Raw genomic sequence first — 13,979 nt, forward strand, 5'->3', positions numbered from 1 at the left:
CTTGCTCCGAAAAAAGCTAAAATAAGAATAAGAATTTTCTGAATATTCAAAGAGTAGGTGATTACATGTCTTTATTGCGCTCACATATATATAAATTTATCGTTGGTGTTCTCATTATATTTATCATTAGTCCTATTCCAACTTTATTCATTACACATAAATACTCATACATCACCGGCTTTATAAGCATTTTCCATAACTTCGCACAACTTTCTTCGATGACAATTCCAAAGATTGATTGGATGCACGAATCTATCTTTTTCTCAGCAAATCAGATGGTACATACTGCTAATCAATCAACACCGTTATTCCCTTACATGTGGGAAATATATTTTTTATCGATTGTTCGTTTTACCTTTACTCTTGCAATCGGATTCTTCATCAGCTTAGGGATTGGCCATTTATTTTTTAAAGCACCTCAATCGGTTAAAAAGTTCGCTTCTTTATTAAGATGGATTCCTTATTCTTTATGCACTGTATTATTACAATGCGCCGTCTTATTACTACTCCTATACATCACAAAATTTATAAAGATTCCTTACTACTCATCTTTTATTATCGTTTGTAGTACTTCCATGATTATTGTTATGCAAGCAATAAAAAAATGGCTTCCCTTCTTAAGTAATACAAATGAATATGAAATAAAACAATCTTCTTTCCTTGTAGATACATTGTTTTTAGCGCTTACTTCGAATCATAAATCTATTTTAGGTTCCATCATTCTTTCATTCGTTTTTATGGAATGCGTTTTTCACGCAAGTGGACTATTGCAATTTATCGTTCAATTCGGCGGAAATGCCCCTATTATTGTTACAATTAGCTTATTGCTTTTATATATCCCGTATTGCATACTCTCATTCCTTCAAACACTATGGACGACAAACTACTTTAAACAACAATCATACGCTTTAACGAGAAGTATTCCAAAACCTTAATTTGAAATAACCCTCTAGAATCTGAAAGTAGGGGGTTATTCCTTTTGTATAGCGGACAAAATAACAACAAATTCAAAAACCATTGCAGAAACATACCAATATTTACCCTTTTTCTTTGACTATTCTTTTCATTTGGATTTATTATAAAAGTATAACATAATTGCAGGAGGTGACATCTTTATTCCAAACGATGGGATAGAGAATACACTTGGACATATTAAATATTTTTCTCATCTTTATACTTATCCTTATTTCCGGCTTTTTCGTTGCATCAGAATTCGCTGTTGTAAAAGTACGAAAAAGTCGAATTGATCAGCTTGCAAATGAAGGAAATAAACAAGCCTTAGCTGCAAGAAGTGTCATATCCAATTTAGACGTTTATTTATCAGCTTGTCAGCTCGGGATTACAATTACTTCTTTAGGGCTTGGTTGGCTTGGTGAACCGACTGTGGAACATTTACTACGACCGCTCTTTGAAAAGATTAATATTACTGGAACAATGGCAAATACTTTATCCTTTATTATTGCTTTTAGTGTGATTACATTTTTCCATGTTGTATTAGGTGAATTAGTTCCAAAGTCTTTTGCAATTCAAAAAGCAGAAGCAATCACACTTAAGTTTGCACGACCACTTATTTTATTTGATAAAATTATGTACCCGTTCATTTGGTTACTTAATAGTACTGCTATCTTTTTCACAAAACTACTCGGTTTAGAACCTGCTAAAGAAAATGAACTTGCCCATTCTGAAGAGGAACTACGACTCATTTTAGGTGAAAGTTTCAAAAGCGGCGAAATAAATCAAACCGAATATAAATATGTAAATAACATTTTTGAATTTGACGACCGAGTTGCGAAAGAAATTATGGTCCCTCGTACAGAAATGATTTGCTTATCTACTGAAAATACGTTAGAAGAAAATATGGATATCGTCGCAACTGAAAAGTATACACGCTACCCTATCATCGAAAAAGATAAAGATGATATTATCGGTATGATCAATACGAAAGAAGTATTTCATGATCAAACAAAAGGCATTCATAAGCCACTTGAATCTTACATACATCCAGTACTAACTGTATTTGAAACTGTTCCAATTCGTAAAACACTGGTACATCTACAAAAGAATCGCGTTCAGATGGCAATCGTTATGGATGAATATGGTGGTACTGCTGGACTTTTAACAATGGAAGATATTCTTGAAGAAATCATTGGAGAAATTCAAGATGAGTTTGATGCAGATGAATCACCTATGATTGAAAAACGTACGCCTAAACTTACTGTTCTAGATGGAAAAGTACTTATTTCTGAAGTAAATGATATGTTTGGCTTACATATTGATGAGAGCGACTTAGATACAATTGGAGGCTGGCTATTATCGCAAGCAGTTGACGTAAATATTGAAGCTGGCTACTCCATCGAATATGCCGGTTTTCAATTTAAGGCATTAGAACTTGATGGACATCAAGTCAAAAAAATTGCTGTACATAAATTAGATATACAAAAGGAGTTATAAAGTGACTGTTTTCTTAACAATCTGTATCATTGCCTGTTTCATTATTTCATTTCTAGCTTTTATTTATCCTATTATCCCGGGCATCCTAGCTGTCTGGGCTGGATATTTCATTTACCATTTTGGTATAAATGGCGGTGAACTAACGATTTCTTTTTGGATTATTCAAGCTATTTTCACACTATTCATTTTCGTTGCTGATTTTATTGCAAATGGATATTTCTTAAAAAAATATGGAAGTTCTAAATGGGGAGAACGTGTCGGTATGATTTCTATCATTGTCGGATCTTTCTTCTTCCCACCATTCGGTTTAATTATCATACCGTTCTTATCTGTATTTATTACAGAACTCATGCATAAAAAAGCGCCAAAAGACGCCTTTCTAGTAGGAGTTGCTACTGTAGTTGGTTTTTTAAGCAGTACAGTAGCGAAAGCCATTCTCCAAATCATTATGATTATCATATTTGTATGTTATATCGTCTTTTAACCATCCCAATTTCGGGATGGTTTTTTAATAGGAAATACCTACCCGGCTATTCTCATATTGGTTTTCACTACACAGATTCCACGTAAATTGCGCTGTATCACCAACTGTTATTTTTGCTCCTCCTTCTGGTAATACATCTTTTTCAGTTCGATATATACCTGTCACATCACCGTCAATTAAATGCGTCGGACAAACGACCGTCCAGCATAAATTACTACTACTTAGTATCTTATATGCAGCTAAATGATCTTCTGCTGCTGTTGTCGACTTTCTCTTTGATTCCGTTGATTGAAAACGATATAAATTTAGATTTGTTCTTGCTTGTAAAATACCGGCTGTTCCTATTGTAATGATTTTACGAACTCCTTCTTCTTCCATTTTCTTTATAATTTGTGGCATACTCTTCGCTAACGTCCCATTTTGATCCGTTCCAAGTGCACTAATTACTATATCGCTTCCTTCTATCGCTTTCTTTATATCATTTTCATTTAATACATTACCTTCTATAACTCGTAATCTCTCATGATTTATTTCTACTCTACTTGAATCACGCGCTAATGCCGTCACTTCTGCTGAATCTTTTAATGCTAATTTAACTATGTTTGAACCTACTCGCCCTGTTGCTCCCAATATACATACTTTCATTTGTTTTCCCCCTCTTTCATTCTTTCTCTATTTTTCAATAATCTCAATCAATTTACAACAAAAAAGCTTCCTCACATAAAAGAGGAAGCTTTATTATTACATTATTTCTTTTCTTTAGAATCCGTAGACTTCTCAGTTCCACTTGTTTCTTTATCCTTTTTATCCTCTTGTTGTGTTGTTGTATCGTCTTCTTTCTTCTTGTCCTCACCTTTACTACAACCTACCATTAATAAAGAACTTGCAAGTGCCATAGCAGTTAATGATTTAACCCATTTGTTCATTTGCGTTTCCTCCTTTTGATAGAATATGTACAATCCCATATTACTCTCTATTTTTAAAGGAAAGATTGAAAAATAGTAAATAAACGGTAAATATTTGTAAATTTTCTGATAATAAATATGTACATATAATCATTTTTCTCCACGAAAAGTAAAAAACTAAGGCGCCTATCTTTCCGCCTTAGTCTCTTATGCAAATTTCTCATTTTCATATACATGTTTAATCTTATACTCTTTCTTCACGACATATTGCCATACACTATAGGCATAACGATTCATTTTCAGGAAGCAGTTTTCTAAAAACGAGCGAAATTCTGGATTTGCAACTTCAACTGCCACTTGAGCAAACTTTAACGCTAACCGTTTCAAATGCGAAATATAACAAGTTGCAATATAAATATCACCTGTATATTTACTATCAGTTTCCTTTTCCATTTCATGAAAATGAAATGAAATTGATTCACAAGTTATATGCTGTACATTCTCTCCTTCTTGAAAATTCACTTGTTCATTATATGCTTGCAACATATATGGTAAATGATGCTGTAATAGCTCCTTTAATTCTTCGTCTCTTACCTGTCCTGTATACTCCCCAACCTTATATATAAGCATATAACTATACCTCATCAATTCTTTCATACAATCCATGAAAGTGCCTCCCTACTTTTTGTCTATATGCTATAAATATGATGCTATAACATTTGCTATTCTTGCTAAAAACCAATCCCATTTACTAATTTTCTCAAAATCTTCTTCCGAAAATCTTTTTGATTTATGGAAGTCTTCTTTTAGTCGATCCCATACGTCAGCAACAACTGTTTTATCATATACGACACAATTAGATTCACAATTTAAATAAAAACTTCTATTATCAAAATTCGCTGTACCTATATCAACAATTTCTCCATCAATGATTGTTACTTTCCCGTGAAAAAAACCATTCCGATATTGATAGATCTCCGCTCCAGCATGGTTCATCTCTCTCAAATACGGATAGGCAGCTTGTTTTAACAATACTGCATCACTTTTAAATGGTACGAGAATTTTCACATTGACACCGCGGTTTAATGCACCTTTTAACTCTTTCATCATTTCTTTACTTGGTACAAAATATGGTGTAGCAATAATTAAAGACTTTTTAGCCTGCTTTAAAAACGCTCCATATTTTTCCCATAACCCTTTTCCATCTGAAAATAAATATTGATATTTTACATTCCCAATTGCAGGTAGACTTTCATGTACAGGCATTTTTTCTCCCGTATCTTCTTTCCAGTCAGCAGCAAATTTTCTTTCCATATCCGTGGCACCATTCCCCTTAACTCGCACATGATAATCACGCCACTGGCCAAATTTCGGATCTTGTCCAAGGTATTCCTTTCCGATGTTAAAGCCGCCGATATATGATACTTTTCCGTCTATCGTAACAATTCGTCTATGATTTCGCTGATGCAACGAATAGAATAAATGTTTCAATTTAGGTTTTTTACTAAACGTAAACTGGACACCATTGCTTTGTAGTTGACGAATTACCTTTTTCTTCAGCTTATATCCACCTATTCGATCGACTGACAATTTCACTTCTACTCCGCTAGATGCCTTTTTCTCGAGCAACTGCAAAAACTCTTTGCTTATTTCATCTTTACCTACAATATAAAAATGGATATATATGTACTTCTCCGCATTACGTATATCCTCAAATAAATTCGTATATAACTCTTCACCGTTCGTATACAGTTGAAATTCACCTAATCTAACTTGTCCTACTTCATATTCACTAGCCATTTTTTTCCCCATTTCCACATCGATGTTCATCCAAATGAATACACCTATTACACAAAGGATTACAACGAAAAAGTGTTTCATGGATATTTTCCTTTCTCCACTTACTGTTATTTCTATATCTTCCCTTTTTTAATACAATATCATTCAAGAAAATATGTCATTGCATGATATATGTCCATATCAAACGATAGCTCATTTGCATATTGTATGTTGTATCTTAAAATAAAAGGAGGAAATAACAATGGGCTTCGCACATGGTAATGGATTCGCGCTATTAGTCGTATTATTTATCCTCTTAATCATCGTCGGTGCTGCTTGCTTCTGCTAAGTAGTTATTGTCACATGATATGCGGATAGAAAAACTATAAAAGCGGACACCTATTTTTAGGTGTCCGCTTTTCATATGAAGAACATTTCGCTCTGTTATAATACCTTTAACAACTAAATATTCAATTCAAAAAGTTAGTAATGTAGCTACTTTCTTACTCTCTGCCTTACGTATATGACGTTGTTCTGCACGTAACACTGCAATGCGATGCAATTCTTTCTCTTCTTCTGTTTCAGGGATTACTCGCGTCACAGGAACTGGATTATTTTCCTTACTCAGTGCAACAAAAGTAACAAAAGACGTTGCTGCGATACGCTTCTCACCTGAAATTAAATCTTCCGCTACTACCTTCACAAATACTTCCATAGAAGTTCTACCCGTCCAAATTACGAAGGATTCATAACTAACACAATCTGAAGAGCGAACTGGATGTAAAAAATCAACCCAATCCATAGAGGCTGTTACACATTCTTTTCTTGCATGCCTCGTTGCTGAAATAGAAGCAACCATATCCATCTCGGCTAATATCTTTCCACCAAATAACGTGTTATGATCATTTAAATCTGTTGGAAATACTCGGCTCGTTTTGAACACCCTTGATTCATTGGCTGTTTTCCCCTTTACTTCTGTCATTGTTATCACCCCTTTAATGATGTATCCCTAATATCTCAATAATCACTATACTAAATGAACTACACGTTTAATATTAACAACATTCAGAACTTTTAGTCCACAAAAAAGAACCGATCTTATCAATCGGCTCCTCTAAATACATATTGTTCTTTCGGCTGTTCAACTTTATTCCATTTCGTTACTTCTAAAACAGGGATATTCGCATGGAATGGTTGATAAAATTCAGTAGAAATTTCTCCCTCTATTTGAATCCAATCATCGTTTTTCCATTCTACACCTTCTGGCTTTTTCACTAACATACCATATACACCAGAATCCGCTACACAGTGTATAATACCGAAACGGAATAAGAAATATTGTTCTTTTTTAGAAGAATCATCTTTGAAAACAAACCCTTTAAAAGATAATTTTTTCCCAGTAAACTCGCCAGGATAATTATAAATTGTTTCCATCCCTTTTAAGAAATCTTCATCTTTTAAAGCGATATTATCTTTCGTAACAAACTCTTTCTTCCCTTTTTCCATTACACCACGATATCCTTCTTTTCCATAATAAATACTCGTGTCTGGTCTTAGGAATTGCCTTGTCATAAATGGATCTTTACTTTCCGCCTGCGCTACTGGAAAATGAAATCCCTTTGCTTTTACAATATCTGAATCTAGTGTCGCAATCGGGAAAAATAATCCTGAAACAATTGGGAAACAGAACAAAGTATAAGAAAATGTTCGTTTCCACCATGTATTTTCATCTTTTGAATGGTCGTGTCCACAATGACTATGATCACATCCGCAATTGTGCTGTTCTTTTTCTTTTTCTTTTTCTTTTTGGTGCTCTTTTTGGAAAACGATAATAATTTGTACAATCGTTAAGAAACCTAAAATAATAGCTGCTGTTGTTGATAAATAGGCATACTTCATATTGATATACTTCGTAATATTACCGGAAATATGAAGCTGCGCAATTAAGATTGTAAAACCTAATAATATATATGCTCGAAACATAACCTACCACCCCATCGCATAAATGAGTAGTGAGCTTGCATAAACAACAAGTGTAACTGTAACTGTAACGACAATTACAAATTTCGTTTTAAACGTCGCAAGCATCATAAACATATTTTTAATATCCACCATCGGTCCATATACGAGGAACGCGACAAGTGATGCTGTTGAAAAAGTACTTTGGAATGATGAAGCAATAAACGCATCCGCTTCTGAACAGAGTGATAAAATGTAAGCAAGTCCCATCATAACAGCTGGTGAAGAGAACGGCCCTTGCCCTATAGCAAGTAGTGTTGAAGTTTGTACGAACGTTTGAACTGCCGCTGCAATTAACGCACCTAATACTAAATATTTTCCCATCGAGAAAAATTCCTCAACAGCATGCGTACATACATCCCACATTTTTTTACGTAATGGACGCTTATGATTCACTTCTGGGAAGTGATCATCTCGTAATTGATGTTCTTTAAACATAAATGATAATATAATTCCAACAATAATTGCTACGATAATCGCTACAATAGAACGATACCATACCATGTGCATACTACTTCCAAATGCAACGTATGTTGCAAATAATACGACTGGATTAATGATCGGCCCAGTTAACATAAATGCAATCCCGGCATATGGCGGAACCCCTTTTCCGATTAATCGTCTTACAATCGGAACGATTCCACATTCACAGCCCGGAAACATCATCCCTAAAAAAGTAGCCATTAAAACAGACAGAAATCGGTTTTTCGGCATCCATTTTGCTACCATATCTTCTGTAACAAACATTTGAATGAATCCTGAAATAAATACACCAATGAGCACAAAAGGAAGTGCTTCGATCAATATGGAGATAAAGATTGTATTCATTTGCAGGAATGCTTTCGGTAATTGAAACAATTCCATGATGTATTTCCTCCAACTTTTCATTAACAATATGTAATTTTAACCCTATTTCATTAATTGAACAAGACTTATGCGAAATTCCCCTCTATCATATACATTACATTTTATAAGATATATTCTATTCAAAACTTTCGATTTCATAGCAAAAAAGCTGCTCTAGCGCAGTTATATAACTATGCTAGAGCAGCTTTCTTATCGTTAAAAGTAACGTTTCTTCCAAAAAACAAATGCTAATGTGAAAGATAGTGTTACACATATTATAAGTACAATTACAAAGCCATGTGCTTCTCCTTCAAACGGTACTTTTACGTTCATTCCAAAGAAACTAGAAACCATCGTTGGTAACGATAAAATGATTGTAATAGATGTTAACAGTTTCATAACACTATTTAAATTATTTGATATAACGGAACTAAAAGTATTCATCATTCCACTTAAAATGTGACTATATATTTCCGCCATTTCAATAGCCTGTTTATTTTCAATTAATACATCTTCTAATAAATCTTGATCGTCTTCATACATTTTTAAAAATGTACTGTTACGCATTAACTTTTGAATTACGATTTTATTCGCCTTTAATGATGTTGTAAAGTAAACTAAACTTTTTTCAAGACCTAGCAATGTGAAAATCTCTTTATTTTTCATCGACTGATTTAATTGATGCTCTAAATCAATTGTTTTTCTGTTAATTTGCTTTAAGTATCTTAAATAATAAGTAGAAATTGTATATAAGAGCTGAAGTGCAAATCGTGTCTTTTTAAACGTATAAAATTCTTTAATACGTTGATTAATAAAACGTTCAAATATTGGGTTTTCCTCTAAACAAATTGTCACAAAACAATCTGGCATAACAATCATACCTATTGGAATCGTGTCATAAATCGAATTTCCTTCTTCATCATGTCTAACTGTTGGAATATCCACGATTATTAAAGTATTATTGTCTTCCTTTTCAATACGAGAGCGTTCTTCATCATCTAAAGGGTCTTTAATGAAATCTAAGTCCACATTTAAAGTTTGTACTAGATATTGAATTTCTTCTTCCGTTGGATGAAGTACATTAATCCAGCAACCCTTTTGCATTTCCTCAACCTCTTGTAGTTTTCCGTTTCGGTCTGTTAAATAAATATTTAACATACTATCACCCCGATTCTTTTTACATGTAGGAATCTACCTCTCTTACATAACAGTTTTTGAACCGCCATTCTCAGCATATGAAACATACGTTTAAATTTCAATAGAAAAATTATTTTGAAAACGTTTTTATAAGAAAAATATTATAAAGTGAAACTTTAATCAGTGGGGGGCTTCATCCCCCCACTGATTTTCAGCCCTCACCAATCGGGCTTTTACGGGCAGCCCGCCCCCAACCAAACTTCTTTTCTTTCGCTGAATTTTAAGGTGAGGATCTTACTGCCCGTTAAAGCGGGATAAACAAAGAAAAAGACAGAGTGCTCTCTGCCTTAAAAAGCTTATGTTGCCTTTATAACATATTTAGAAAGCATCCACAAGTTAAAGCCAACTGAAATCGTATAACCAGCGTATGTTGAAATAATAAAACTTACATAATCAAAATACGGAAGCAATACAATATTTAAAACTATCTTCACAATAATGCCAATCACTAACCCTAACACTGTTTTCTGTTGTTGATTAATTCCTTGCAACATTGCAGCCGTTACTGTAAAAAGCGAAAATAGTATACAAGCAGGAGCGTAATACTGTAAAATAACGCTTCCCATCTCCGGATCATTTCCAGCACCAAATAAAAGAGTATACACTGGTTTTGCTAACACCATCATTCCAATTGCCGCGGGTACCGTAATACCTACTACTAATAGATTCGTCCTCGTAAAATGTTTGTACAGTAACTTCACATTTCCTGCTGTATAAGCTTTTGTCATCTCAGGTACAAGTGACATACTAAAAGCAGTCGCAACGGAAACTGGGATAAGTACAACCATCTGAACAAGTCCAATTATTGCATTAATTTTCTCCGCTTCCCCTTGCATATATCCTATTTGTATAAGTAGTTTATTAATTGTAAATGTATCAATAGTCTGATACAACGGAATCGCTAAACCAACCACAACAAATGGTATTGAATATGTAAAGAGCTCCTTATATAGCGAAAAAAAAGATTTCGTTGTTTGCGGTATACTTACCATTTCTTTTTTCTTTAAGTGCTTTCTCCTCCTTATGTAATACGCACTTAAAACAGTTAGTCCACCTATCGCTCCCATAAAAGCACCGAACGTTGAAATACCAACAGCTAGAGAGACAGAAGCTTTTAAAATATATAAAACGACAAAACTTCCTATCAAAATGGTTAAGACTCGAAAAAATTGCTCTACAACTACACTTAGAGCAGAAGGCCCCATCGATTGAAACCCTTGAAAAAAGCCCCTTAATAAACTCATTACTGGTACAAGTATTAACGCAAAACTGACAATTTGAATATTAGTAGTGACTGCCGCTACACTATTCCCCGTTTGATCATTTCCATCGATTACAAGTTTAGCCAAATGCGGAGCTAGCATATATAACGTAAAACACGAAATAACTCCCATTATAAACATAAACACCATTCCACTTTTCAGCACTCTCTTAACCGTATGATAATCATTTAGTTGATCATATTTTGATACCATCTTTGAAACCGCAAGTGGTAATCCCATCGTCGCAATGCTGAGCATAATTGTATATGGACGATAAGCATACGTGTATAAAACATACCCACTCGTACCGACCATAGCTGTAAACGGTATAACATATATAAACCCTAACATTTTAGATATCATCGTTGCCATTGTTAAAAATATCGTTCCACGTATAAACGGTGACCCTTTCATCACATTCCCCCGCTACACTTTATTATTACACATTATGGACAACTCTTTTTTTTTAGAACCGAAACAAGTAAAAAAAGCCAATGAAAAATCATTGACTTTAACGCGTTGCTTTTTTCTTTTTGAAATACTTTAAACCGAAGTATAGAGCAATAAAGAGAATCGCTCCTATAATTATGTAATGTGTGTAATCAGATGCATACTCTTTAATATGTCGCCAATTTCCACCAAGCTTTTCACCTAAATATATAAATAGTATTGACCACGGAATAATCGCAACTACTGTATACAGTGTGAATAGTTTTAATGGCATCTTAGCTAATCCTGCTGGAATAGAAATTGCATGACGTACGACTGGGATAAAACGTGCCGAAAAGATTACTCCTGCTCCGTAACGCTTAAACCAATTTTCTGCTATGTCTAAATGGTGTTTATTAATAAGCAGATATTTCCCATATTTCTCTACAACTGGACGTCCTCCGTAGTATCCAAGCCAGTATAAAAAGATTTGGGCTAAAGTACCACCGATTGTTCCAGCAATAACTGCACCGACAAAGCTAATTTTACCATCTGCGACTAAAAAGCCAGCATACGAAAGTACAATTTCACTCGGGATAATTTCAATCATTAAAGCTAGCGCTACTCCAAAGTAACCTAAACTTGCAAAAAATTGCAATAACTGATCTATTATGCTTGCTAACATCTTATTTTCTATCTCCTTTTTTCTTCACATACCATCTCATTATTACATAAAGGTTGCATTCTGCCAATATCTTCATGCCGACAATATCACAGGCATACGCATTATTAATCTATTACTATTTCTTTCTGAGGTTCTTTTATGTAGGCAAACATTTGTTTAATTTGCTCTTCTGTATTTCTAGCAATCGATAAATTAGGCAATTCATTTTCACCAAAAAACTCCACATCATCTGTTTCAATACTAGTTTTCTTTTCACCACCAATAATTTTACAGCCAATAAAAATTTTATATACATGCGTTGCTGAAGGCGATGGTTGATGTTTTTCTTTATCAAATATAGCGAGTAGCTTAAAATCATCTACTTCAAACCCTGTCTCCTCTAAAACCTCTTTTGCTGCTACTTCTGTCGGCGTATAACCGATATCAGCCCATCCACCTGGCAATGCCCATTTCCCATCACTTTTTTCTTTCACAAATAATAACTTTTCATTTTGAAAAACGACTGCTCTTATATCAACTTTAGGTGTTTGATAGCCTGTCTCGCTTGCAAATAACTTCTCTACAACTTCCCAATCTGTCTTAGTGTAATGTGACATCATCGAAATGGAAATATCCCGTAATTGTTGGAAACGTTCTATATCATACACATCCTTAGAATACGTTAAACCCGCTTGAGCTATAGATTGTATTTGTTTTGCCCACTCAATCCATTTTACTGTCATGTTTCCACATCCCCATTCTTTATTAAGTACATATTACGTCAATTCTACCAATACATCTTTATTATACAAAAAAAGAGATTGATAATGTTCCAATCTCTTTAAAAATTAATCCAATTCATGTAAATGATCTTGTATATACTTTCTTCTTTTATTTATATATTCCTCAATCATATCAGCTTCTTGATCAAATGTTTCTAATTTTTCTTTCATATATGGATCTTGTAGTAAATAAGGACGAATCGACTCACACAAACTTTCTACTTTCGGCATCATAAATGAAACGGTAAATTGTTCTTCTAATATTTCTTCCAAAATACCTCGGTATTGCTTTCTAAATATAGGTATATCTAACAATCTTGCACTTAACGTGTTATAACCTTGAATACGAATATACTCATGATTAAGTGGTCTCCCTTGTACATCTCGCCCCCAAGTCGCATCATAATCCCACGGTATCACTTCAAATAAGTTCGTTTCATCGTTATGATATAGTGCATAGTTATGAACAAAACCATCAAAGTTTTGCGTAAAAATGACGCCAGCTAACCACCTTAAATATTTGTCTACATGCAAAAACTTTCCAATTTCTTTTTCATAAGCTTCCCTTGACAAAGCGTTCGCCTGAAATACAAATTCACTCAGCTGTTCTTCACTATTTTCATTCGAGTATTTAAATTCATAACCCGCAAAGAGCTCGGTCTTAACATCTTTATCTCTCTCACTCATTAAAGAAAAATTCGCATCATCATCTATCGCATAATAAATAGAACCACTCGGTAATCCTCTATTTTTCAAAAAGTTTTCGTCAACTGATTCTAACTGTAAATATACACCTTGAATTTGACCATTAATTTTTATAAACACATGTTGTGATTTCGGTGAAAGTACACCAATATCATGAAAAAAGTCTAAAGATAATTTATTTCGTATGAGAGACGGATCCATAAACTCAGAATTTAAATGAATCTCTTTCGCACCTTGAAATTTTTTAGGCTTATAAAACATAACATGATAAGATTTCTTCTCAAATTCACGAATATGAGCACCCCGATATACGATATCAATATCATACTTCTTTTTTCCATAAGTTAATTTTGCTGGTACTGGACTGTCTGACCAAATGTCTTTTTTCAATTCCACTAAGTACATTGGATGAATAAAAAAATCATATGAAGGTAGCATGTTTTCTCATCCCTTCTC

16 protein-coding genes are annotated in these 13,979 nt (G+C 33.9%); 4 read left to right on the top strand and 12 right to left on the bottom strand.

What is annotated here, in order from left to right:
- Positions 1–65 precede the first annotated feature (65 nt).
- The 3 genes from QCI73_RS17030 (at position 66) to QCI73_RS17040 (ending at position 2,935) form a co-directional block, all read left to right on the top strand.
- Positions 66–935, top strand: coding sequence for a hypothetical protein (locus QCI73_RS17030; RefSeq protein ID WP_327924482.1), 870 nt, complete (start codon positions 66–68; stop codon positions 933–935).
- Positions 936–1,143: 208 nt separating this feature from the next.
- A complete protein-coding gene (locus tag QCI73_RS17035) occupies positions 1,144–2,451 on the top strand; it encodes a hemolysin family protein (protein ID WP_327924481.1) in 1,308 nt (435 codons plus the stop codon).
- A 1-nt stretch (position 2,452) separates the two neighbouring features.
- On the top strand, positions 2,453–2,935 hold the full coding sequence (locus QCI73_RS17040; RefSeq protein WP_000215662.1) for a DUF456 domain-containing protein: 483 nt from the start codon (positions 2,453–2,455) through the stop codon (positions 2,933–2,935).
- Positions 2,936–2,959: 24 nt separating this feature from the next.
- Here the strand turns inward: QCI73_RS17040 and QCI73_RS17045 are convergent, their stop codons facing one another.
- The 4 genes from QCI73_RS17045 to cls form a co-directional block, all read right to left on the bottom strand.
- Positions 2,960–3,580, bottom strand: coding sequence for an NAD(P)-dependent oxidoreductase (locus QCI73_RS17045; RefSeq protein WP_262725781.1), 621 nt, complete (start codon positions 3,578–3,580; stop codon positions 2,960–2,962).
- A gap of 101 nt (positions 3,581–3,681) precedes the next feature.
- Positions 3,682–3,861 carry a hypothetical protein gene (locus QCI73_RS17050; RefSeq protein ID WP_001045960.1) on the bottom strand — a complete coding sequence of 60 codons (180 nt, stop codon included), beginning with the start codon at positions 3,859–3,861 and terminating at the stop codon, positions 3,682–3,684.
- A gap of 186 nt (positions 3,862–4,047) precedes the next feature.
- Entirely contained in the window at positions 4,048–4,506 is a 459-nt protein-coding gene (locus QCI73_RS17055; protein WP_327924479.1) for a spore coat protein, read from the bottom strand.
- A 30-nt stretch (positions 4,507–4,536) separates the two neighbouring features.
- On the bottom strand, positions 4,537–5,721 hold the full coding sequence (gene cls, locus QCI73_RS17060; protein ID WP_000680142.1) for a cardiolipin synthase: 1,185 nt from the start codon (positions 5,719–5,721) through the stop codon (positions 4,537–4,539).
- 160 nt (positions 5,722–5,881) lie between these two features.
- Between cls and QCI73_RS17065 the strand changes: the two genes are divergently transcribed.
- On the top strand, positions 5,882–5,968 hold the full coding sequence (locus QCI73_RS17065; protein ID WP_000505094.1) for a YjcZ family sporulation protein: 87 nt from the start codon (positions 5,882–5,884) through the stop codon (positions 5,966–5,968).
- 126 nt (positions 5,969–6,094) lie between these two features.
- Here the strand turns inward: QCI73_RS17065 and QCI73_RS17070 are convergent, their stop codons facing one another.
- The 8 genes from QCI73_RS17070 to cotH form a co-directional block, all read right to left on the bottom strand.
- Positions 6,095–6,601, bottom strand: coding sequence for an acyl-CoA thioesterase (locus tag QCI73_RS17070; RefSeq protein ID WP_353823398.1), 507 nt, complete (start codon positions 6,599–6,601; stop codon positions 6,095–6,097).
- 119 nt (positions 6,602–6,720) lie between these two features.
- Positions 6,721–7,602 (bottom strand): TIGR03943 family putative permease subunit, encoded by an 882-nt coding sequence (locus tag QCI73_RS17075; RefSeq protein WP_098313162.1) that lies wholly within the window; start codon positions 7,600–7,602, stop codon positions 6,721–6,723.
- A gap of 3 nt (positions 7,603–7,605) precedes the next feature.
- Positions 7,606–8,502 carry a permease gene (locus tag QCI73_RS17080; RefSeq protein ID WP_000418724.1) on the bottom strand — a complete coding sequence of 299 codons (897 nt, stop codon included), beginning with the start codon at positions 8,500–8,502 and terminating at the stop codon, positions 7,606–7,608.
- A 198-nt stretch (positions 8,503–8,700) separates the two neighbouring features.
- Positions 8,701–9,642 carry a magnesium transporter CorA family protein gene (locus tag QCI73_RS17085; protein WP_000932395.1) on the bottom strand — a complete coding sequence of 314 codons (942 nt, stop codon included), beginning with the start codon at positions 9,640–9,642 and terminating at the stop codon, positions 8,701–8,703.
- A 335-nt stretch (positions 9,643–9,977) separates the two neighbouring features.
- Positions 9,978–11,357: a putative polysaccharide biosynthesis protein gene (locus QCI73_RS17090; RefSeq protein WP_353823399.1), complete on the bottom strand. Its 1,380-nt coding sequence runs from the start codon at positions 11,355–11,357 to the stop codon at positions 9,978–9,980.
- Between the two features lie 97 nt (positions 11,358–11,454).
- Positions 11,455–12,057 carry an undecaprenyl phosphate transporter UptA gene (gene uptA / locus QCI73_RS17095; RefSeq protein WP_074615293.1) on the bottom strand — a complete coding sequence of 201 codons (603 nt, stop codon included), beginning with the start codon at positions 12,055–12,057 and terminating at the stop codon, positions 11,455–11,457.
- Between the two features lie 104 nt (positions 12,058–12,161).
- A complete protein-coding gene (locus tag QCI73_RS17100) occupies positions 12,162–12,779 on the bottom strand; it encodes an NUDIX hydrolase N-terminal domain-containing protein (protein ID WP_229137919.1) in 618 nt (205 codons plus the stop codon).
- 105 nt (positions 12,780–12,884) lie between these two features.
- Positions 12,885–13,961, bottom strand: a complete 1,077-nt coding sequence (gene cotH, locus QCI73_RS17105; RefSeq protein ID WP_353823400.1) for a spore coat protein CotH — start codon at positions 13,959–13,961, stop codon at positions 12,885–12,887.
- Between the last annotated feature and the right edge of the window lie 18 nt (positions 13,962–13,979).

The organism is Bacillus cereus group sp. MG16, assembly GCF_040459875.1.
Lineage (GTDB): Bacteria > Bacillota > Bacilli > Bacillales > Bacillaceae_G > Bacillus_A > Bacillus_A paranthracis.

Excerpts from the sequence above, each read along its gene's own strand:
- QCI73_RS17030 (WP_327924482.1), top strand. The coding sequence starts at position 66 with ATGTCTTTATTGCGCTCACATATATATAAATTTATCGTTGGTGTTCTC.
- QCI73_RS17045 (WP_262725781.1), bottom strand. The coding sequence starts at position 3,580 with ATGAAAGTATGTATATTGGGAGCAACAGGGCGAGTAGGTTCAAACATA.
- QCI73_RS17050 (WP_001045960.1), bottom strand. The coding sequence starts at position 3,861 with ATGAACAAATGGGTTAAATCATTAACTGCTATGGCACTTGCAAGTTCT.
- QCI73_RS17055 (WP_327924479.1), bottom strand. The coding sequence starts at position 4,506 with ATGGATTGTATGAAAGAATTGATGAGGTATAGTTATATGCTTATATAT.
- cls (WP_000680142.1), bottom strand. The coding sequence starts at position 5,721 with ATGAAACACTTTTTCGTTGTAATCCTTTGTGTAATAGGTGTATTCATT.
- QCI73_RS17065 (WP_000505094.1), top strand. The coding sequence starts at position 5,882 with ATGGGCTTCGCACATGGTAATGGATTCGCGCTATTAGTCGTATTATTT.
- QCI73_RS17070 (WP_353823398.1), bottom strand. The coding sequence starts at position 6,601 with ATGACAGAAGTAAAGGGGAAAACAGCCAATGAATCAAGGGTGTTCAAA.
- QCI73_RS17075 (WP_098313162.1), bottom strand. The coding sequence starts at position 7,602 with ATGTTTCGAGCATATATATTATTAGGTTTTACAATCTTAATTGCGCAG.
- QCI73_RS17080 (WP_000418724.1), bottom strand. The coding sequence starts at position 8,502 with ATGGAATTGTTTCAATTACCGAAAGCATTCCTGCAAATGAATACAATC.
- QCI73_RS17085 (WP_000932395.1), bottom strand. The coding sequence starts at position 9,642 with ATGTTAAATATTTATTTAACAGACCGAAACGGAAAACTACAAGAGGTT.
- QCI73_RS17090 (WP_353823399.1), bottom strand. The coding sequence starts at position 11,357 with ATGAAAGGGTCACCGTTTATACGTGGAACGATATTTTTAACAATGGCA.
- uptA (WP_074615293.1), bottom strand. The coding sequence starts at position 12,057 with ATGTTAGCAAGCATAATAGATCAGTTATTGCAATTTTTTGCAAGTTTA.
- QCI73_RS17100 (WP_229137919.1), bottom strand. The coding sequence starts at position 12,779 with ATGACAGTAAAATGGATTGAGTGGGCAAAACAAATACAATCTATAGCT.
- cotH (WP_353823400.1), bottom strand. The coding sequence starts at position 13,961 with ATGCTACCTTCATATGATTTTTTTATTCATCCAATGTACTTAGTGGAA.